Raw genomic sequence first — 21,873 nt, 5'->3', positions numbered from 1 at the left:
CAGTTTTAGAAGTTGAGCGTAGCGCCAAAAGTAAAGGTCCTTGCCTGCGGATAGGCCGCCACATCTACACCACGTTGTTTGTTACCATCCTGCGTGGCGTCGTTATAACCCAGCTGCGGTGTTAGTCCGGAATAGGAAGTGAGGAAGAACAGGTTCTGTGCTGCTACGTATACCCTCAGATCGGAGATGCCGGTACGGCCCCATACTTTAGCAGGAATCGTATAGCCGAGCGCGATATTACGCAGGGAGAGATAATCTCCTTTTTCCACAAAACGGTCGGAAGTACGGTTGTTGCTGTTGTCGCTGGAAAGGCTCATACGTGGTACGCTGTTGCTGGTACCTGGGCCATGCCAGCGCTGGAGTGCTTCTGCGTACATGTTGTACGGATAGGTGGGGTCCATGCCCTGCATCTTATCGGCGTTGTACAGTTTTACACCACCTACGCCGGCGAAGGACAGGCTCAGGTCAAATCCTTTGTACTGCGCTCCTGCCTGGAAACCATATACTACACGGGGATTGGGATCGCCCAGGTTGGTGCGGTCGAGGTCATTGACAACACCGTCGCCGTTAATATCGAGGAAACGTACATCGCCCGGTTTGATATTCTCCCGGTTAGGATCTTTGGCGATATTAGGATCGTTGTCGATTTCCTGTTGTGTTTGATAGATGCCATTAGTTTTCCAGCCATAGAAAGATGCCAGCGGCTGTCCTTCGTAAGTGCGGGATATCTCCTGGTTTTGGCGGCCGTAGTTGGTGGAAGAGATATAGCTACCGGCTTCATACAAACGGGTAACCGTGTTTTTGATAAACGATGCGTTGGCAGAGAGGTTGTAACGGAACTTGTCGTTACCGCCCTGGTAGCTCACTTCCACTTCCCAACCCTTGTTGTTCAGCTGACCGATGTTCTGATCGGGGATAGCAGAAGTGCCATGCAGGTCCATGGCTGCGGCGGGTACCAGCATGTCTTTGGTGTTTTTGTTGAACCAGGTGATCACGGTGCTCAGCCTGTTTTCAAAGAAACCGGCTTCCAGGCTGATGTTGGTCATCTCGGCTTTTTCCCAGGTGATGTTTGGGTTGGCGAGACGGGAGTTCCACACGCCTACATACGGACTTTCACCGAAGTTGTAGCGTCTGTCTTTGGTCACGGGAGAGAGGTACTGGAAGTCGCGTACGTTCTGGTTACCCAGCTGGCCCCAGCCGCCGGTCACTTTCAGGTTGCTGACAAACTTAACATTGTCTTTGAAAAATGCTTCATCGGAAATGCGCCATCCTGCGGAGAAAGCGGGGAAGTAGCCCCAGCGTCTGTCAGGAGCAAAGCGGGAAGATCCGTCCACACGGAAGGTAACGGTGAGCAGGTATTTATCCTTGAAACCATAGAAACCTCTTACAAAGCCGGAAGCGATGGCATTCTGCGGGTTGAAGTTGCCGGTCGCATCGTGGATGTCGTTACCGTTGTCCAGCACCCTTACGTCGGGGGATTCGTCTGTAAAGCCCCAGCGGTCTGCTCTGAAATAATAGCCTTTGGCGATCTGTTGGGAATAACCGCCGGTGAAGGTTACATGGTGTTGTTTAAAGTATTTGTTGTAGGTCAGAAATATTTCGCTCAGCTCGGAGCTATTGGATTCGCTGCGGTTCCACAGTTCGGCATGGTCGCGGGTACGTGTCTGGTCCAGTACTTTGGGTACGAAGCTGGATTGGTTGTAGATGCTGCCATCATAACCGAAGTTACCGCGAAGGGTAAGGCCCTGGGCGATTTCCAGTTCTGCATATACATTGGCCAGCATGCGGTAGGTTTTGCCCCAGCCGCTGGTAGTTTGCGCGGTAAATACCGGGTTGTTGATATCGCCGAGTTCATTGCTGGCTTTAGAGGAGCCGTAGCTGCCATCGGGGTTGAATACCGGGATAGCCGGGTTGAAACGCAGCGCGCTGAATACCAGGCCAGTCTGTGAGGAGTAGATGGAGCCGGCATCAAAACCGTCATTCTGCCGGTAGGTCAGCTGCAGGTTTTCGCCTATTTTAAAACGTTTACCCAGTTTGTGTTCGGAGTTGATACGAACGGTATAACGTTTAAAACTGGAGTTGGTGATGATACCTTTTTCATTGTAGTAACCGGCGCTGAAGAGGTAGTTGGAGCTGTTGCTGCCGCCACGGAGACTCACATCGGCGTTGGTGATCTGACCGGAGCCGAAGAGGGCGCGTTGCCAGTCGGTCCGTTGAGTGGAATAGTACGGGTCATTCCAGATCGGATCTATTTGTTTACCGTCGTTGGTATAACGCTCTTTTTTCAGCATGGCCAGGTCGGGGGCTGTCAGCAGTGGAATATACTTGATGGCATTGGATACGCCTTTATATACGTTCACGGATGCACGCAGTTTCTCACCGAAGTTGCCTTTTTTACTGGTGATGATGATCACGCCGTTTGCCGCACGGGTACCATAGATAGCGGAAGATGACGCGTCTTTCAGTACTTCCATGGAAGCGATATCATTGGGGTTGATATCACTCAGGCCGCTGGCTGGTACGCCATCGATGATCACGAGAGGTTCGGAGTTGTTGATAGTACCGGTACCGCGTATACGAATACTGGGGGTGCTGCCGGGTTTTCCGTCGGAGCGAACGATGTCCACGCCGGTCACGCGGCCCTGCATGGCCTGGGCGGCATCGCTCACGGGGAGGTTCTTGATGTCGGCGCCTTTCAGGGAGGCGATGGTGCCGGTTACGTCACGGCGGGTTTGTACGCCGTAACCTACCACCACTACTTCGCCTAGTCCTTTGCTGGTAGATTGCAGGGAGATGTTGATCACCTCTTTGCTGCCGATGGTAACAGATTGAGCTTCGTAGCCGATAAATGAAAAATTGAGTGTACGGGCGGTGGCGGGTAACGCTAACTTATATACGCCGTTGGCATCGGTGCTGGTGCCTGCATTGGTGCCGGGTACGGTGATGGTTACGCCCGGCAGCCCCTGACCATCAGTGGCGCCGGTTACTTTACCGGTAATCGTTCTTTGTGCAAAGGCCACTGCAGCAATAATGCAGAGAAAGACCAGCAGAAAGCCCGTTTTTCTAAGAAAGGAAAACTTCATAGTGAATTGAAATGAGCGTTAAAAAAAACTTTGATGGACAAGTAATGATTCGCCTGATGTATGCTGATGCTGGCATTTGTTGATTCCCGACATATGATATCCTGCCTAGCTATATCGATTTAGCTAGGGATTTTGGCTTAAACATCTTTTTAAACATGAAAGCACAAAATGTTAATGGAAAATACAGTTGTTGGTTTTTCTCTTTTGGTCGATACTATTTATTTTAGACAAGTTAATGAATTATGTAAATTAAGCGTATAGTTTTTTCTTCGTTACGGGATGCGTGTTAATTATCTATTAACAGTTGGTTTAAAAAATACAGCTCCGCTGACAATCAGACTTATAGCGGTCTGTACATCCCTTTTAAACGTGCCGGGTATGGCATACCCTCTATTCAGAAAAGGTTGTCTTGTTGTTGCTGATCTCCGCTTTTGTTGAATATGTTCAGTGAAAATCCTGAAAGCTGTTGTCAGCTTTAAAGCATGGTCGCGTACTGTGCCGGATATGTTCATAATGGGTGGTGCGATTTTTTTATAATTTTCCTGGTAACCGTTTTTTTCAAAATTCCTTGTGGTAAGCCACCAGGCTATAGCTTTAGCCCCCGGCATGCTAAGATGGTCCCATTCCCCTCACATGTCGGGAACCAAACCAGGTTATGGATGATCATCATGCTTAACATTCAATTCTTATCAAGTACTTCCATCATACAATGTCTTCCTATGACAATACATCTATACAAGGCATTACCATTACTCTTCCCAAAACGAAAAAGTCATCCTGAAAACATCTTGTTTTAAATTCACTTTGAAATACAAAGTACTTTCCATAACTTTGACATCACAACTTTACCATATGAATGATTCCCCTTCAGGCGCATCGCTCGTGATGTTTCGCCTCGGCCAGTTTATACTTGCCTGTTATGTGGCTGTCTCTTTTTTAGGTTATGCACTCCCGGATGAAAGCGAAGTGAAGAAATTGGTGATTTTCTTTTATGTGGTTTGTTTTATTTGGGTGCTCATTGCTATGATACTGAAATGTGTAGCGCGGGATAGTCCGCTCAGGCGAAAGATAGTGGCAGTATGGCTATGCATGTACATGATTTCAGCCCTCTGGGTAAACGCAACGGAACCTGTTTTGGGCATGCCGACTCCGTGGTATACAGGTACTTTGTTACTGATATGGATTAACACCTTCTTACTGGCTTATATTGATGAAATGCCTCCGCGGGTTCGGGAGCTGCTGGCGCTGGTACTGGGACTTACCGCATGGGTACCACTATACCTGGTAATTTATTTGTCACCGGTGTATGTATTGGGTATTATCTTTTTTTGGCTGTTTGGACTTCCATTGATGGCATTTGTCCCATTGTTGCTCTCCTATTACAATTGGAGAATCATCAGATACTCAATCTGGAAAGATAATAACTGCCGGATGGCTTTTATGTCTGGTGCGGGATTGTCATTGGTAACCATCATTGGATTCTGTGGCTACTATGCCTCCGTAAAATATAGCATTGAACGGCTTTACCAGCGAAATAATTCTCCTGAAGCAGTGGCAGCCGGAATATCCCCCGGTTTTATGGAAGACTATGTGCTAAAACAGGGTGGCGTATATGCTATGCCGTTATATAGTCCCATTGTCACGATGAAGGGTGATGATGAGTTTTTCTCCTCCGAATTAAGGGATAAAATACATGATCCGTTGTTGGTGGCCGCCGTCTTTTTCTGCGGCAGATCAGTTATTCCCCTGGAGCAAAGAGAAGAGATAGCCGATCATCTACCTGATAAGGATAAACGAAAAAAGCAACCACCATTTAGTCCACCGGTGATAGTAGACACCAGCCATGTTAATGTATCTGCTCCGGTCTCCGCTAATCAGCAGTAATCATATCCATCACCGTTACTGTAATGCGTACACAATAATATTCACCCCGAACTTCGTATTATCCTCCGCCAGAAATCGTTTGTTCCGGAAATCATAATCCCATTCACAGCCATAGTCCTTGTTGCTGTATAACACACCGATACGGCCATTGACTTCAATGGCCTTCAGGTAATCATGTACCAGGTCGTCACCCCAGCCGTTGAGCTCAAAGGATGTGTTAGGCGGACCTTTCTCAAAATGAAAGAAACTATTATAGATAGGGTGGGAGACAGGAATCTTTTTTAAGGCATGCTGGCCAAACAATTGTGCCATCTGGGTTTCAAAGGAACGGGCAAACAGTCCGTCGATATCGTGATTACAATCATCCACAAAAACAAAGCCGCCCCGGTTAACATACTGTTTAAAGTTAGCCGCTTCGGCACTATCAAACTGTACCAGCTTATGACCACTCAGGTAACAGAACGGGTATTGAAACAACTCGCTGCTACTGAGATCTATCACCTTCTCCTGCATCGCCACCGGGATGGTGGTATATTCTATGAGTGAATTGAGCAGGTTGGAAGGCATCCGCTGATCAGTATCCCAGTCGCCCGACCGGTACCTTAATCTCACAAATGTAAATGTATTCCCTTGCATGCGTTTATCATTGGCTGTTGCCGTCAATCTAAATTTTCTTCAATTTCATATTTTTATTTCGTTATTTACTAATTTATTATTTGGTTATTTTGCTGGAGAACTACCTGCTGAGAATTTAATCACCCGATGCCAAAATCAGAACGAAATCAAATGGGTATACAATTGCTGGAAAAATTGCCGTTGCTCAAACAGGAAATCAGAAAAGTCATCGTGGGCCAGGAAACCGTGCTGGACGAGATTTTGGTAGCCATGCTGGCCGGAGGTCACTGCCTCCTGGAAGGGGTGCCCGGACTCGCCAAAACACTGATGGTACGCACGCTCTCACAAGCGCTGCACCTGTCGTTCCGCCGCATTCAGTTTACACCGGACCTCATGCCAACGGATATCGTGGGCACTGAAGTACTGGAAGAAGATCATGTCACCGGCAAAAGATTTTTTAAATTCAATAAAGGTCCCCTGTTTGCCAATATTATCCTGGCAGATGAAATCAATCGCACCCCGCCTAAAACACAGTCCGCACTGCTGGAGGCGATGCAGGAATTCGAAGTCACCTATGCCGGCCAAACCTACGCGCTGGACAGACCGTTTTTTATTCTCGCTACGCAGAACCCGATTGAACAGTCCGGTACTTATCCGTTGCCGGAAGCGCAGCTGGACCGTTTCCTGCTGTACGTGAAAATCGGGTATCCGTCTGAACAGGAGGAAACGGCTATCCTGGCAGGAACTACAGGCACTAATAAGGTACAGGTGCAACCGGTGCTGGATGCCAACGACATCCGGCAATTGCAACAACTGGTAAGGGAAGTGTCGATTGATGCGGACCTCGTGGCATGGGTGAGCCGCATCGTACGCAGCACCCGGCCGGATACTTCCGCGGTGGATTTTGTAAAGGAATGGGTCCGCTGGGGCGCCGGTCCCAGAGCGGGTCAGGCACTCATCCTCACGGCTAAGGCACATGCGCTCCTGCAGGGCCGCTATGCGGTCACCTCGGAAGATATTACCGCTATGGCCTATCCCGTTTTAAGACATCGTATTCTCATGAACTTCCGCGCGGAAGCGGAAGGAGTACATCCTGATAAAGTAACGGAAACACTGTTGCAACAAGTCGCCCGTACAGCCACCCGCTTATCCTGATTGTTATGAGTAACCTGCTGGACCCGAAAATATTACTGGCCATCAAAGACCTGCCCCTCGCTGCTAAAACAGCGGTGGATGGCTTTATGGCGGGTATGCACGCCAGCAGGGTGAAGGGTGCGGGACTGGAATTCAGCCAGTACCGCAGCTATCAGCCGGGAGATGACCTGCGCTGGCTCGACTGGAAAATGTATGCCCGCTCCGACAGGTACTACATCCGCGAATCGGAAATGGAAACCAGCATCGATATCAGTTTCCTGGTAGACGCGAGCAATTCCATGCTCCATACGGAAGATGGTATTTCTAAAATAAACTACGCCCGCTACCTTGCTGCTTCGTTGGCCTACCTGGCCCACCTGCAGGGCGATGCCGCCGGCCTGGCGGTATTGCATCACGGCAGTCTTTTTAACATGACTGCCAGAAGGGAAGCGCAGCATATGGCACGATTGTATTACCAGCTGGAGAAAATCCAGCCTGGCGGTACTTTCACCGAACCTGCCCATTACCGCGATTTGTTCAGCGGTCCGCATAACCGGCAACTGCTCGTTTTTATCACCGATTATTATGAACAGTCCGGTGAAATCACCGCCTTACTGCAAACCCTATCGGCATTGGGCCATGAAATACTGGTATTCCACCTGCTGGGAGAAAAAGAACGCGGCGGTGATTTCCGGGGCTACGATGCGGTGGAAGACCTGGAAACCGGCCAGCGGCTGGAGCTGACAGGCATCGCGGATACTGACTATCCCTCAAAACTCGAACAATACAACAACCACCTGCGTACACAACTGTTGCAGAAACGTATCTACTACCGGCAACTGCTTCTGCAGGCGCCGCTGGATACGGCCCTGCGCGATTTTCTGAACCAGCGTAATAAAATAAAAAAATAAAAAAATAACCAAATAAAAAAATAAGAAAATAGGTTTTGCTGCACCTGCTACAACCCATATGGATGACACTCGCCGCCGGAATAGCCGTTCCGGTGTTTATTCATTTGTGGCATCGTCGTCCGGGTAAGGTGCTGAAGATCAGCAGCGTGCAATTACTCACCGCCGCTTCGGTACGACATGCCCGCAGCTGGCGGATATCCGACTGGTGGCTGTTGTTGCTGCGCTGTTTGCTCATCATCCTGCTGGCGCTGTTGTTATCTCAACCGGTATGGCGCCAACCCCTCACCACCCGTACGGTGAAAGGATGGGTGGTAACGGAGAAAGCAGCCTATCCTGCTTTTACTAAACAAATCGATTCCCTGTTACAAGCCGGTTTTCAATTACATTCGCCGGATACCGGTTTTGCCCGCCTGCGGCAACCGGCCGACCTTCCGCCGGATACCGCTACCGGCTCTTACTGGGAACTGGTGCAATCACTTTCACAAAAAGTACCGGCCGATCTGCCGGTGTATTTGTTCACCGGCAACCGCCTCGCCCGTTTTTCCGGTCCCATGCCTGCCGTGGCCCTGCCGCTGCATTGGCAAACCATGACGCCTGCTGATTCAGTTAATAACTGGAACGACTATACGTATTTAACGGATGGAGATAGTTTGCGTATCCGACAGGGGAGCAGTACTTCCGCCGGTACTACTTTTAGTTGGCACGATACCCTGCCTGGCACGGATACCTCCACCCTGACTTATACCATTTTTACCGATAAATATCCGGAAGATGCCCGCTACCTTGAGGCGGCGTTGAAGGCGGTACAACAATATACCCGCCGGAAAACAAGCCTGCGTCTCGTGAAACAATCAACCGCCGTGCCTGCAACGCAGGATTGGCTCTGGTGGCTGTCCGACAGCCAGGTGCCTACGCACGTAAAAGCCGGCCGGATCATCCGTTACGCTACAGGTAAACCATTACAACAATCATCCACCATCGCCGGTACTGGTATCCGCGTCTTTCAACGCCTGCCGCTAGCAGATACCAGCGGCGCCATCTGGCGGGATGGTTACGGCACACCATTATTAACCGGCACCACTTTGTACACACACCTGAACCCGGCATGGAACGAACTGCCCTGGAGCGGGCAGTTCCCGGAAAAACTGCTGGAACTCATGTATCCTGTAGCCTCCGGAAAACAACACGATCGCCGCAGCATAGACACCCGGCAACTGGTACTGCCGGTAGAAAAAGCAGCGGTAAAGCACTGGGGGGTACCTCAACAGGAAACTTCTTTGGAGAAAATAACCTGGATCATCCTTTTCGGGGTGTTTTGTATAGAACGATATCTTTCATCTAAAACAGCTTTCACGCGTGAATAACGGAAACGGACATAGGAAAATAGCAGACATTCGTACCCGGTGGGTGCGCAGTCAGCTATTGCGGTATGCCCTGCTTTCCATTGCGGTCGCGGCGCCGCTGGCGCTGTTTGGCATCATTCCGGCACTCATCGGATGGGTATTGGGATGTATAGCGCAGTTATGGTGGCACCGGCCCTGGCAGCTGCCGGAGGAAGAAGTGACCCGTTATCTGAACCAGGCTTTTCCGGAGCTGGAAGACAGCACGGCATTGGTGTTGAAGCCAGCGACTGACCGTAATTTACTGGAGAATTTACAGGTAGATAAAATTACCCCGGTGCTGGAAGGGCTGCAACTACCTGCCCGGTTTTACCGCCCGCTCTGGCAGGCTGCATGGACGGCTCTTTTTATGGTGTTGTTTTCCTGCGCCTGGCATTGGTTAAGTGTGCAGGTCAGCACTACGGCGGTCACCCTGCAAACACCGGCAGGGAAAACGGCTCATCCGGAAAAGGTATTACCCGGTATCAACAACGTACAGGTTACATTACAACCACCTGTTTATATGCGCCGCCCGGCCCGCACGCAGTCGACCTTTAACATTACCACTCCGGACAGCTCCGCCATCAAATGGGAAATACATACCAACAGCGCCGTCACACAACTGGCGCTGTTGTTTAACGACAGTACCCGGCTGCCGCTACAACCAGACGCCGCACATACTACCTGGACGGCTACACGAACACCGCATAAGTCCGGCTTTTACCAGGTGGCGCTGAACGGCCAGTTGTCTGAACTATACCAGCTGCAACTGATACCGGACCAGCTGCCGGTGATCCGGGTCACCAGCCCGCAGCCTTATACCACCATCGAATTCGGGCAGTCTGCCAAAGTCAATGTACAGGCCACTTTAACAGATGATTATGGTATCCGCGATGCGCGTATCTCGTTGACCATCGCCAGCGGTAACGGGGAAGCGGTACGTTTTAAAGACCAGGAGCAGTCTTTCGATAACAGCTTCAGCGGGCAATCAACCCAGTACCAGGTGGCTAAAACACTCAACCTGACAGCGATGGGACTGAAGCCCGGGGATGAACTCTATTTTCATATACGCGTGACCGATACCCGCCGCCAGGAAAACCGCTCCGATGTATATATCGTAACGCTGCCTGATACCGCGCAACTATTCAGTATGGAAGGCATGGTCACCGGCGTGGCCTTTAAACCGGAATACTTCCGTAGCCAGCGCCAGATCATCCTTGACGCGGAACAACTGCTCCGCGAAAAAGATAGCATAGGTCCGGCGAAATTCAACAGCCGCAGTAATGAACTGGGAACAGATCAGAAGCTGCTGCGCCTGCGCTATGGCAAATTCCTGGGTGAAGAATCGGAGTCCAACATCGGCGATCCCCGCGTGGCGGCCGAGACGGGACATGAGGACCATGACCACGATCACCACGGGCAGGCGGAACATGGCGCCGAAGACCCTAAAGATTTTGGTAACGCAGCCAAAGTCCTCGATGAGTTTACCGATAAACATGATAACGCGGAAGATGCTACCTTCTTCGATCCGGAAATAAAAAAACAACTGAGGGCTACCCTCACGGAAATGTGGAAATCGGAATTACAACTGCGTTTATATAAGCCGCAGGAAGCCTTACCATTTGCTTACAAGGCGTTACGCCTGCTGAAAGACCTCCAGCAGCAATCCAGGGTATACGTGGCGAAAACGGGCATTAAAACAACGCCCCTGAAGCCGGAGAAACGGTTGACCGGCGAACAGGACAAAATTCAGCCTGCCACTAAAAAGGAAACCCGCAGCTACCAGGACGAACTGCTAACGGTGCGCCAGGCCTTATCAGTGCTCGACGCGAGGAAAACAGGGGATACAGTCACCGGCGCAGTCATCCTTCAGGATGCGTTGCGGGTGCTCGCTACACAGGCTGCCACCACGCCGGCGGTATACCTGCCTGCATTGGAAGCCATGCGCCGCATACAGCTGCATAAAGGCACGGAAAAGGATATACGTACTGCACAACAGGGCCTGCAAAAAATATTAAAAGCGCCGCCTTTGCAACCACAGCCGGCATTGGCGCCGGTAGCACCTTCACTGCCGCAGCATTATTTCCATAACCTTAAAACCGGTACGCCATGACCAGCTGGAACTATATGTTGTTGGTTGCCGGTATGGCTGCCGCTGTGTGGTTAATCACACAGGAAATCCGCCGTCCGAAAAAGGACCGGTTGGCAATACGTATAGTGGCTACCGTTATAGCCGTGGTGAGCCTGGTAGTCGTTGGATGGCCGGTATATGTTACCCGTATGGTGCAGCCGCCGGCAGCGATAGCAACAACTACAATCCCGGCTACCGGAATCGTGGCCTGCGACTGGCCCCGGAATATATCCGCCGGCAAGGAATGGACGGTACAGGGAAGCTACCGGAATACTACCGGCAAGCCCGTCACCCTGCGACTGGCAGGTTTCGATACGGTATTGGATTCGGTCACCATTACGCCTCAACACGACACTGCTTTCTCCCTGAAGGCATTACCTTTACACCAGGGCAGGGCTGTATACCGTATCACCGCTATATCGGGAACGGATACACTGGAACAACAACCTTTGCCGCTGGAAGTCACACCGGCAATGCCGCTGTCAGTGCTTTTCCTGGCACAATCGCCCGATTTTGAAAACCGTTTCCTGGCCGACTGGCTGGTGCAGCAAGGGCATGCAGTGGCGATGCGCACCCTGGTAGCGAAAAATAAATACCTGCTCCGTTTTTCCAACTTCCCGCAGCAGTCCCTCGATGTGCTGACGCCTGCTCTCCTGAATAAATTTGACCTCGTGATCGCACATGCCGGCGCTATCGACAAAAACACCCGCTCCCGGCTGGAAGACGCAGGCATCGGATTGATCCTGAAAGCAGACAGTGCCGGAACACAGCTGCGGTCTGTATCGCTGCAACTTGGCTCCGGGCGGCGGTTACCAGCCTTGTCAACAGATCCGGGGCATTACCTGCCGGCAGGGGAGGGGCAATTAGCCCTGGTAACGGACAGCCTGCATCGCGCCTATGTAACGGTGTCGCTGGCAGGTGCGGGTAAACTGCTCCGTACACAATTGGGGAACACCTATAGCTGGCAGTTGGAAGGGCATAACGATGCCTATCAGCAATACTGGTCCACCCTCCTGGAGGCCGCCGCCCGCCGGAAAACGGCTACGGAGAAAATCACCGCCACGCCGGCCATTGTTCGGGTATGCCAGCCGGTGGACATACAGCTGGAAACCACCGTCTCGCCGGTGCTTCAGGCAGGAGGTATTACCCTCGCACCGGCACAACATCCCTGGCTGTCATACCGCTATACCGGCACCTGGTGGCCGGTAAAACACGGCTGGCAACAAATCGCCACCGGTACCACCACTTCCTGGCTGTATATTTTCGGGGCGGAAGACTGGCGGAACCTGTCTGCCACTGTCACTCCGGCAAAACAAACGCTTTCCCCGCAAACAATGTCCGTGCGGCTCTCCCCGGCCTGGTGGCTGCTCCCGCTGTTGTTGTCCCTCATCTTTTTATGGTGGGAAAAGAAAATGTGACGAGTGGCTAAAAAAAGTAAGAAAAAAAAATTAGCTTAGGATTCTGTAAAAGGGTTACAAGGTTTTATGCTCATGAGAATTGCATCACCATGCTACGAATGGTGCATGGAATTATAGATACCCACTGTCAACTAAAATCTAAACCAAACTAAACCGGAGGACTTTCTATTGAAACGTAAAGATTTTATCCAGCTTTCCGCCATGGGACTGGGAGCGCTCGTCCTGCCGAATTTTTCCGCTTTCGGCACACCCGTCGACCCATCACGCTTTTTGAATGATGGTATGGACGTAAAAACCAAAAAACAACTGGCAGATGTGGCCCTTAACACGGCCCGCAGTAAAGGCGCTACCTATGCGGATGTCCGCATAGGCAGGTATCTCAACCAGTTTGTTGTTACCCGCGAAGCCCGCGTGCAGAACATCGCCAACGCGGAATCCTTTGGCGTAGGCATCCGCGTGATCGCCAACGGTTGCTGGGGATTTGCTGCTACCAACGTAGTCACCAAAGAAGCGGTGGCTAAAGCCGCGGAAAGAGCGGTAGCAGTAGCTAAAGCCAATTCCCGGGTAACCGCTGCACCGGTACAGCTGGCTCCGCAAAAAGGATATGGCGAAGTATCCTGGAAAACGCCCATCGTACAAAGCGCGTTTACTGTTCCGGTGAAAGACAAGGTAGACCTCCTGCTGAATGTGAACAACATTGCCATGCAAGGCGGCGCCAACTTTGTCAACTCCGCTATCCTGGCGATCAATGAACAGAAATATTTTGCGTCTACCGACGGCTCCTATATCGATCAGGATATCCATCGCCTGTTCCCCACCTTTACGGTCACCAAAATAGACCGCGGCAGCGGTAAATTTGAAACCCGTAAATCACTCAGCTCTCCGGTAGGAATGGGATATGAATACCTCACGCCCACGGCAGATAATAAAGTGAATGGTATCGTAACGCGTTATAAAGACAGATACGATATCCTGGAAGACGTAAAAAATGCCACCGCAGATGTTGACCAGAAATTGAAAGCCAAATCGGTAGAACCGGGTAAATACGACCTGGTACTCGATCCTTCCCATCTCTGGCTCACCATCCACGAATCGGTAGCACACCCTACAGAACTGGACCGCGTACTGGGCTACGAAGCCAACTATGCCGGTACCAGCTTCCTCACCCTCGATAAATGGAAGTCCCGCAATTTCCAGTTTGGCAGCAAACTGGTGAATGTGGTGGCAGATAAATTACAGCCTGGTTCCCTCGGCGCCGTAGGCTATGACGATGAAGGCGTGCAATGCGGAAAGTGGGACCTCATCAAAGACGGTGTGCTGGTCAACTACCAGGCTATCCGCGATCAGGCGCACATCATCGGCCTGGACCACTCACAGGGCTGCTGCTACGCGCAAAGCTGGTCCGATGTACAGTTCCAGCGTATGCCTAACGTGTCGCTGCAACCCGGCAAAGAAAAACTCAGCGTGGACGATATGATCAAAAACGTGGAAAAAGGCATCTACATCATTGGCGACGGCTCTTTCTCCATCGATCAGCAACGGTATAATTTCCAGTTCGGCGGACAAACATTCTACGAAATCAAAAACGGAAAAATTGCCGGCATGCTGAAAGATGTGGCCTATCAGGCCAATACGCAGGAGTTCTGGAACAGCTGCACTGCTATCGCAGATAAGAGCGACTACCGTCTCGGCGGCGCCTTCAACGATGGCAAGGGACAACCAGGCCAGTCCAATGCCGTGTCCCATGGCAGCTCCACAACCCGGTTCAATGGTGTAAATGTTATTAACACAGCAAGAAAAATCTGATCTAACGCAAATGGCTATATTAAAAAAAGAAGAAGCAAAAGCATTACTGCAGAAAGTGCTGGCGCACTCTAAAGCAGATGAATGCGAAGTGTCGCTCCGTGGGGAAGAAGGCGGTAATATCCGCTATGCGCGCAATGCCATCTCCACTGCCGGCGATATCGATAATATCACCTTATCTGTAACGTCTTCCTTTGGTAAACGTTCCGGTACCGCTACTATCAACGAGTTTACTGATGCCGCCCTCGAAAGGGTAGTGCGTCGCGCGGAAGAACTGGCCCGCCTCGCGCCGGAAAATCCGGAATATATGCCGCTGCGCGGCCCGGCAGATTTTAAGGAATCTAAAACCTATGTGCCGGCAACTGCCGCTATCACACCGGATACCCGCGCCGATGCGGTGGCGAAAAGTATCCAGGTGGCAAAAGAGGCTAACCTGGAAGCGGCCGGCTTTATTGAAAATACCACCAGCTTCTCCGCTATCCTCAATTCCAAAGGTCTCTTTGCCTACGATACGGATACCAATGTGATCTTTACCATCACTACCCGTAACAGTGCCGGTACCGGCTCCGGTTTCGCAGCACGTGGCTACAACGATGTCAGCAAACTGGATACACTTTCGGCTACTAAAATAGCGGCGACCAAAGCCAACAGCTCCGCAGGCGCTAAAGCGATTGAACCGGGTAAATACACCGTCATCCTGGAACCGGTGGCAGCTACCTATATGCTGGAAAACATGTTCCGTGGCCTCGATGCCCGCAACGCGGACGAAGGCCGCAGCTTTATGAGTAAACCCGGCGGCGGTAACCGCATCGGGGAACAACTCATGGACGAAAAAGTGACCATCTTCTCCGATCCTTTCTATCCTGATTTACCAGCCAGTACCTGGAACCGCGAAGGATTCCCGCTGGAAAGAACTACCTGGATCGATAAAGGGGTGGTGAAAAACCTGGCCTACTCCCAGTACTGGGCTAAAAATAAAGGGGTGCAACCGGTACCCATGCCTTCCAATATTATCATGGAAGGCGGTAACGCTTCCCTGGAAGAACTGATCAAAAGCACAGAGAAAGGTATCCTCGTGTCCCGCCTTTGGTATATCCGCCTGGTAGATGCACAAACACTACTGTTGACAGGCCTTACCCGGGACGGAACTTTTTATATCGAAAACGGTGAGATCAAATACCCGATCAAAAACCTCCGCTTTAATGAAAGCCCGGTAATTATGCTCAACAATGTGGAAGCACTCGGGAAAACAGAACGGAGTATCAGTATAGAATCTTACCGTAGTTACCTCATTCCGCCGATGAAAATACGGGACTTTACCTTTACGTCCCTTTCAGACGCTATATAGAAGATTATCTTGATGGAATTGATGGATGTTTTGTTCGCTGTAACTTGTTATCTTTAAAATAATGACGACAGCGAACGGGACATCCATCTCTTTTTAATAACAACCCTCAACCTGATTCTTAACGCCAAACCGCTGCCCATGTAACAACACAACACATAGTAATACCTCCTTCTTTTTTGCAACATTCAAGAACATCTCTTAATCCTGCTATAATGAAAAGACGAGAATTCCTCCATTACACAGGCCTCGGATTGGGCGCAGGACTGCTGTCCCAGATTCCGATCATCGGAAAAGCCGTTCCGCTGGAATCCCCCTGGTATACCATCGACGTGGCAAAGAAAAAAGAACTTGCCGATGTAGCCCTCAACGCTGCCCGCAGCAAAGGCGCTTCCTATACGGATGTACGTATAGGACGTTACCTCAACCAGTTTATCATCACCCGGGAAGACAAAGTAGAAAATGTGGTTAACACAGAATCCTACGGCATCGGTATCCGTGTGCTGGCCAACGGTAGCTGGGGCTTTGCTTCTACCGATCAGATGGACAGGGACAGCATCGCCCGCACCGCTGCTATGGCGGTGGCCATCGCCAAAGAAAATGCCCGGCTCATCACCACCCCCGTACAACTGGCCCCACAAAAAGGTTACGGAGAAGTGAGCTGGAAAACCCCCATCGAAAAAAATGCATTTGAAGTACCTGTCAAAGAAAAAGCAGACCTGCTCCTCTCTGTCAACGATGCTGCGATGAAAGGCGGCGCTGACTACGTAGGCTCCTTTATGTTCCTTGTGAATGAACAGAAGTATTTCGCTTCCTCCGACGGATCTTACATCGATCAGGATGTACACCGCATCTGGCCCACTTTCCAGATCACCAAAATCGACAAGACCACCGGAAAATTTGAAACCCGTGACGCCCTCAGCGCCCCACGCGGTATGGGATACGAATACATGATCCCCCGTGAATCAGATAAGATCAAAGGAGTAACTACGTTGTACCGCGACCGTTATGATATGCTGGAAGATGCCCGTCTGGGTGGCGTACAGGTAGGAGAGAAGTTAAAAGCCAAATCAGTAGAACCGGGCAAGTACGACCTCATACTGGACCCATCTCACCTGTGGCTGACCATTCACGAATCGGTAGGGCACCCCACTGAACTGGACCGCGTATTGGGCTACGAAGCCAACTTCGCCGGCACCAGCTTCCTTACCCTCGACAAATGGGAAAGCAAAAAATTCCAGTTCGGCAGTCCCCTGGTCAACATCGTGGCAGATAAAACACAACCGGGCTCCCTCGGTGCGGTGGGCTACGACGACGAAGGCGTCGGTACCCAGAAATGGGACCTGATCAAAGACGGTGTGCTGGTCAATTATCAGGCTATCCGCGATCAGGCGCATATCATCGGCCTGAAACAATCGCAGGGCTGCTGTTATTCGCAAAGCTGGTCAGATGTGCAGTTTCAGCGTATGGCCAACGTGTCGCTGCAACCGGGTGCTGCTTCTCTCACACCTGCTGAAATGATCAAAAATGTGGAAAAAGGCATCTTCATCGCAGGTAATGGCTCTTTCTCCATCGATCAGCAACGTTACAACTTCCAGTTCGGCGGTCAGCTCTACTACGAGATCAAAAACGGAGAGATCGTTGGCATGCTCAAAGACGTAGCCTACCAAAGCAATACCCAGGAATTCTGGAACTCCTGTAAAGCCATCGCTGATAAGAGAGACTACCGCCTCGGTGGTTCCTTCTTCGACGGAAAAGGCCAGCCTTCGCAGGTAAGCGCCGTATCCCATGGTTCAGCAACCGCCCGCTTCAATGGCGTAAACGTTATTAATACAGCTAGAAAAATTTAATATATGCCGATACTCAGTAAAGATGCAGCACAGGCATTATTGAAAAAAGTGCTTGCCTATTCAAAAGCAGACGAGTGCGAAGTGTCTATTTTCGGTGGTGACTCCGGTAATGTGCGTTATGCACGTAATGAAGTGTCTACCAGTGGCGCTAATAGCAAAAACATGCTGGTGGTAAATGCCGCCTTCGGGAAAAAACTGGGCACCGCCACCATCAATGAATTTGATGATGCCTCGCTCGAAAAAGTAGTCAGAAGAGCAGAAGAACTGGCCCGCCTGGCGCCGGAAAACCCGGAATATATGCCGGTGTTGGGACCGCAGCAATACGCGGCTGCCGCCGATTGTTATAACAAGGATACCGCCGCCATCGATCCTGCATTCCGTGCAGATGCAGTGGCCAAAAGCCTCGCCATCACCAAACAAAATAAACTGGTGGCGGCAGGTTACCTGGAGAACAATACGGGCTTCTCTGCTATTATGAACTCCAAAGGCCTCTTCGCCTACCACGATTCTACACAGGTCAATTTCAGCATTACCGTCCGCTCGGAAGACGGTACCGGCTCCGGTTATGCCTCCAAAGCATACAACGACGTCCGGAAACTGGACGTGTCCAAAGATACCAGCATCGCTGCGCAAAAAGCAACCGGCTCTAAAGGCGCTAAAGCCATAGAACCGGGTAAGTACACGGTGATCCTGGAACCGGCGGCTTCTATCGTACTGATAGAACAGCTCATTAATAGCATGGATGCACGCAGTGCGGAAGAAGGCCGGAGTTTCCTCAGCAAAGCCGGCGGTAAAACCAAACTGGGCGATAAACTCATGGATGAACAGGTGACCATCTACTCTGATCCCTGGCATCCGGATATGCCTACAGCCTATTATAACAACGATGGCCGGCCACAGGAAAAAATCACGTGGATCGATAAAGGAACGGTAAAAAATATGTTCTACTCCCGCTACTGGGCGCAGAAAGATAATGTGAAAGCCATTCCCGGCCCGGATGGGTTTATCATGGAAGGTGGCAACGCTTCCCTGGAAGAACTGATCAAAAGCACGGAAAAAGGTATCCTGGTTACCCGCCTGTGGTACATCCGCCCCGTAGATCCGCAAACGTTGTTGTTTACAGGCCTTACCCGCGACGGAACTTTCTACATCGAAAACGGGGCGATCAAACATCCGGTGAAAAATTTCCGCTTCAATGAAAGCCCGGTGATCATGCTGAACAACGTGGAAGCCCTGGGCATACCGGAAAGAGCGGTGAGTGGTGAAAGTGGGCAGAGCGCGATTCTGCCGCCTATGAAACTGCGTGATTTTACCTTTACATCTTTGTCAGATGCCATCTGATAAAACACCTGTCATAAAAAAAGCGAAGGGTTAACCCTTCGCTTTTTTTATGACAGAATTTCTGCGGTATCTTTATGTCTTGGCTGATACCAGATATAGTAATAGGCGAGTATCAGCAACCCGGAAATAAACGGTATCAGGGCTACGTGTTTATACGTAATGGCTCCCCATATCACCTGAGCATCGAAGTGGAAGAACTCGCTGATCATCCAGTAGGAGTTGGCGGTAATCCATAACGAAATCGCCACATTATGGCATAACTCCGACACAAACTGCCTCGTTCGCCAGGCGATCACGAGAGAAATAATCAGGGTAGGAAAGATCATGGCCACCCCTAATGGTTTCCAGATCATACACCAGCTGATATCTTTCAACAACCAGAATACGATATGCAGGTTTTCCATTTTCCGGTACGTCAGGGGGATGGTATACACCGGCGCGGCTTTGTCATCTTGACTCATGCTGTATGTCAGATTAAAGTTGATAAGATCGCAAAAATATAAAAACGACTTAACAACCCGCACGAAATTTTGCGTGGGAATAATGTTTATATTCGTTAACATGAACGAATTTTTCTGGTCATTCCGGAATACGCGTTTTCACGCTGTTAGCTGGGTCCCTGAGCATTTTAACCGTGTCATGATCCTCATCCATGGTATAGGGGAAGACGTAAGCCGGTACGATCATGTAGCCCGCTTTTTTAACGGGGAAGGATATGCTGTACTGGGCATAGATCATTATGGCCACGGTAAAAGTGACGGGAAACGGGGCGTTACGCCCGGCTTCGAATACATGTTCGACTATGAAGCAGCTTTCCTGGCTTATGTAAAAGAATTATACCAGCTACCGGTCATAGTATACGGGCATAGTATGGGTGGCGGTCTGTTAACAGGCTTCCTGCTGCATAGAAACCCTGCGGTACTGGGAGCGGTAATTTCAGCACCGGCGCTGATAGTAGCCAAACACCCCGGCAGTTTCCTCCGTGGTCTGCTCCGGGTGCTGAACCGCATAGTCCCCAATCTGCGTTTAAACCAGGGACTGGATATCAATAAAATATCCCGCGACCCCGATGCGGTCGAAAAATTCCGTCAGAATACCCTCCGCCACGATAAAATGAGTGTCCGCCTGGCCCATGATATGGTGCACAACGGGTTGTGGTGCCTGGAACATGCGGCTAACCTGAAAACCCGCTCCCTGCTGATTCATGGTAGCGATGACAGCTTCACCGCCGTGGAAGGTTCCCGGATTTTTGCGGAAAGAGCGCCCGCCGGTTTGCTCACCTACCGCGAATGGCCCGGCGACTACCACGAACTGCACAACGAAATCAATCGCCAGGAAGTATTGCTTTTTGTAGCAGGATGGTTAAGCGCTTTACGGTAATGCAAATACTCTGCGTAGTGATCATTTACCTTTGTTATAACAGCCCTCAAAAGGACGCCCCCAAATTTGTAATTTCTAATTCGTAATTGAATATCCTATGTCCATCAGAAAACGAAAGGAGAGTGCCGACCTCACGGTTAACCCCGGATCGGACGTTATCCTCAACATTACCATCGGCAATGCCCAGATAGGCGCCAGCGTGGTACGATTCGACAAAGATGACAATGCCCTCGCCAAGGGAGATATCCGTAATCTCCGCCTGGGTACAGCTGCCGACCTGAAAGGAAAAACACTGAAGGTGACCACCAATGTACTGGACACCAACAGCCTGACCAACGGGATTGTCGTTACCTACGCTTTCAGCTCCTGTACCCCTTCTGTTATCCTTTACCAGGATGAAGTGAAGACGGACGGAGATATTATGTCTTTTTTACTGGACTTTAATTTTAAGTAAACCATGAAGCAATTATTCTGGTGGGTGCTGCTCCTGGTAGTGGCCCATCCTGGCTATGCCCAGTTAAAGGATTCCCTGAAGATATCCGACATGACCATGCCTTCGTCGCCCGGGCTAATCCTGGCCGACAAAGCCCCGGCAGCTATTGATAAGCCTGTCAACCCCAAAGCATTTGGGATAAGCCTGATCAACCTGTGGCAGGGTGGGGCTGTGGAGGTCACGCCTTATTGGCTGACCAATAAGCCCAACCTCACTTTTGAACGTTATCTCAACAACCGTTTCCCCATTCTGCAAACCTTCAACGTGTCAGCAGCCACGTTCAGAACGGATACCACGACCAGCCTGTCGGCGGGTTTCCGTACGCAGGTATTCCGGTACTATTACCGCCGCAACCGGGAAGCGATGCTGCAGAAAAAGAAGGAAATAGAAGCCTTACTGGCCGTGGAAGATCCGTCACAACTGGATACGGTGGCATTGGCCCAAAAGAACGCTGAACTGCGGAGTATGTTCGATATACAGCGTAACAGGGGCCTCGTTATCGTGGAACTGGCCGGCGCCCTGGCCGGCAGCGCTGCGGGCAACCGTTTCAGCGACCTGGCCGCTTCCCGCTCCGGTATATGGACCAACGTCCGCTGGGCGCCCGATAAATTTCCGCTCGACTTTATCGCGGTAGGCCGCTATATGTGGAACAGCCAGGATGTAAGCATCGGCTCCTTCCCCTATAATAGCCAGCTGCTGGATTATGGCCTGGCAGCCAACTACCAGAAAGGCCGCTTCGACCTTACGGCCGAATACGTGAACCGCCACGATCTTAAAAACGGTCAGCGCTACGACCGCCTCGCTTTCGTGTCCAACTTCATGATCAGCGACAGCTTTTATGCCGTAGCCGCCTTCGGTAAAAACTTTGACAAAATGGACAATATCCTCGCGGTATTGGGGATTAAATTCGCCCTCTCCAAAGAAATCGTTCGCCTCAACAGCAGCCACTAACTCACCCATCATAAAAGAGCCCCCGGTGAAACCTTCACCAGGGGCTCTATATAGCCTTCATTAAGATCCCATGTAATTCGCTCTGATCAGGCCTTTTAAGAATCGGGTCAATCATCCGCCAAAATCCTCCTCCTCTTCATAAACCCAGCTTCTAT

Annotated in this window: 16 protein-coding genes; 13 read left to right on the top strand and 3 right to left on the bottom strand. The window is 50.7% G+C overall.

Features of this window, described 5'->3' with window-relative positions:
• Positions 1-5 precede the first annotated feature (5 nt).
• Positions 6-3,083 carry a SusC/RagA family TonB-linked outer membrane protein gene (locus tag ICL07_RS04980; protein ID WP_188086822.1) on the bottom strand — a complete coding sequence of 1,026 codons (3,078 nt, stop codon included), beginning with the start codon at positions 3,081-3,083 and terminating at the stop codon, positions 6-8.
• Between the two features lie 852 nt (positions 3,084-3,935).
• Here ICL07_RS04980 and ICL07_RS04975 point away from each other — a divergent pair.
• Positions 3,936-4,967, top strand: a complete 1,032-nt coding sequence (locus ICL07_RS04975) for a hypothetical protein (protein WP_188086821.1) — start codon at positions 3,936-3,938, stop codon at positions 4,965-4,967.
• Between the two features lie 15 nt (positions 4,968-4,982).
• On the opposite strand, the gene ICL07_RS04970 is transcribed toward ICL07_RS04975, so the two are convergent.
• Entirely contained in the window at positions 4,983-5,579 is a 597-nt protein-coding gene (locus tag ICL07_RS04970; RefSeq protein WP_223151752.1) for a DUF4159 domain-containing protein, read from the bottom strand.
• Between the two features lie 174 nt (positions 5,580-5,753).
• Between ICL07_RS04970 and ICL07_RS04965 the strand changes: the two genes are divergently transcribed.
• The 9 genes from ICL07_RS04965 to ICL07_RS04925 all read left to right on the top strand — a co-directional run bounded on the left by ICL07_RS04965 (position 5,754) and on the right by ICL07_RS04925 (position 18,894).
• Positions 5,754-6,737, top strand: coding sequence for an AAA family ATPase (locus tag ICL07_RS04965; protein ID WP_223151751.1), 984 nt, complete (start codon positions 5,754-5,756; stop codon positions 6,735-6,737).
• 5 nt (positions 6,738-6,742) lie between these two features.
• On the top strand, positions 6,743-7,627 hold the full coding sequence (locus ICL07_RS04960) for a DUF58 domain-containing protein (protein ID WP_223151750.1): 885 nt from the start codon (positions 6,743-6,745) through the stop codon (positions 7,625-7,627).
• A 35-nt stretch (positions 7,628-7,662) separates the two neighbouring features.
• Complete coding sequence (locus ICL07_RS04955) at positions 7,663-8,991, top strand: BatA domain-containing protein (protein ID WP_188086818.1); 1,329 nt, start codon at positions 7,663-7,665, stop codon at positions 8,989-8,991.
• Positions 8,984-11,119 carry a DUF4175 family protein gene (locus tag ICL07_RS04950; protein ID WP_188086817.1) on the top strand — a complete coding sequence of 712 codons (2,136 nt, stop codon included), beginning with the start codon at positions 8,984-8,986 and terminating at the stop codon, positions 11,117-11,119. The genes ICL07_RS04955 and ICL07_RS04950 overlap by 8 nt, the downstream gene beginning before the upstream one ends.
• A complete protein-coding gene (locus ICL07_RS04945) occupies positions 11,116-12,555 on the top strand; it encodes a hypothetical protein (RefSeq protein WP_188086816.1) in 1,440 nt (479 codons plus the stop codon). The genes ICL07_RS04950 and ICL07_RS04945 overlap by 4 nt, the downstream gene beginning before the upstream one ends.
• Before the next feature lie 168 nt (positions 12,556-12,723).
• Positions 12,724-14,361 (top strand): TldD/PmbA family protein, encoded by a 1,638-nt coding sequence (locus ICL07_RS04940; RefSeq protein WP_188086815.1) that lies wholly within the window; start codon positions 12,724-12,726, stop codon positions 14,359-14,361.
• Between the two features lie 10 nt (positions 14,362-14,371).
• Complete coding sequence (locus ICL07_RS04935) at positions 14,372-15,706, top strand: TldD/PmbA family protein (protein ID WP_188086814.1); 1,335 nt, start codon at positions 14,372-14,374, stop codon at positions 15,704-15,706.
• A 212-nt stretch (positions 15,707-15,918) separates the two neighbouring features.
• Positions 15,919-17,553, top strand: a complete 1,635-nt coding sequence (locus ICL07_RS04930) for a TldD/PmbA family protein (protein ID WP_188086813.1) — start codon at positions 15,919-15,921, stop codon at positions 17,551-17,553.
• 3 nt (positions 17,554-17,556) lie between these two features.
• On the top strand, positions 17,557-18,894 hold the full coding sequence (locus tag ICL07_RS04925) for a TldD/PmbA family protein (RefSeq protein ID WP_188086812.1): 1,338 nt from the start codon (positions 17,557-17,559) through the stop codon (positions 18,892-18,894).
• Between the two features lie 47 nt (positions 18,895-18,941).
• On the opposite strand, the gene ICL07_RS04920 is transcribed toward ICL07_RS04925, so the two are convergent.
• Positions 18,942-19,355 (bottom strand): hypothetical protein, encoded by a 414-nt coding sequence (locus ICL07_RS04920; RefSeq protein WP_246484975.1) that lies wholly within the window; start codon positions 19,353-19,355, stop codon positions 18,942-18,944.
• Between the two features lie 100 nt (positions 19,356-19,455).
• On the opposite strand from ICL07_RS04920, the gene ICL07_RS04915 reads away from it, so the two are divergent.
• From ICL07_RS04915 to ICL07_RS04905, 3 genes are all read left to right on the top strand, one after another.
• The gene (locus tag ICL07_RS04915; protein ID WP_188086811.1) at positions 19,456-20,274 is read left to right on the top strand and encodes an alpha/beta hydrolase; all 819 of its coding nucleotides are present in this window, start codon (positions 19,456-19,458) and stop codon (positions 20,272-20,274) included.
• A gap of 97 nt (positions 20,275-20,371) precedes the next feature.
• Entirely contained in the window at positions 20,372-20,728 is a 357-nt protein-coding gene (locus ICL07_RS04910) for a hypothetical protein (RefSeq protein WP_188086810.1), read from the top strand.
• 3 nt (positions 20,729-20,731) lie between these two features.
• Complete coding sequence (locus ICL07_RS04905; RefSeq protein ID WP_188086809.1) at positions 20,732-21,718, top strand: hypothetical protein; 987 nt, start codon at positions 20,732-20,734, stop codon at positions 21,716-21,718.
• Positions 21,719-21,873 lie beyond the last annotated feature (155 nt).

The organism is Chitinophaga qingshengii (assembly GCF_014529935.1).
Lineage (GTDB): Bacteria > Bacteroidota > Bacteroidia > Chitinophagales > Chitinophagaceae > Chitinophaga > Chitinophaga qingshengii.
This window is presented reverse-complemented; position numbering and strand designations above follow the sequence as displayed.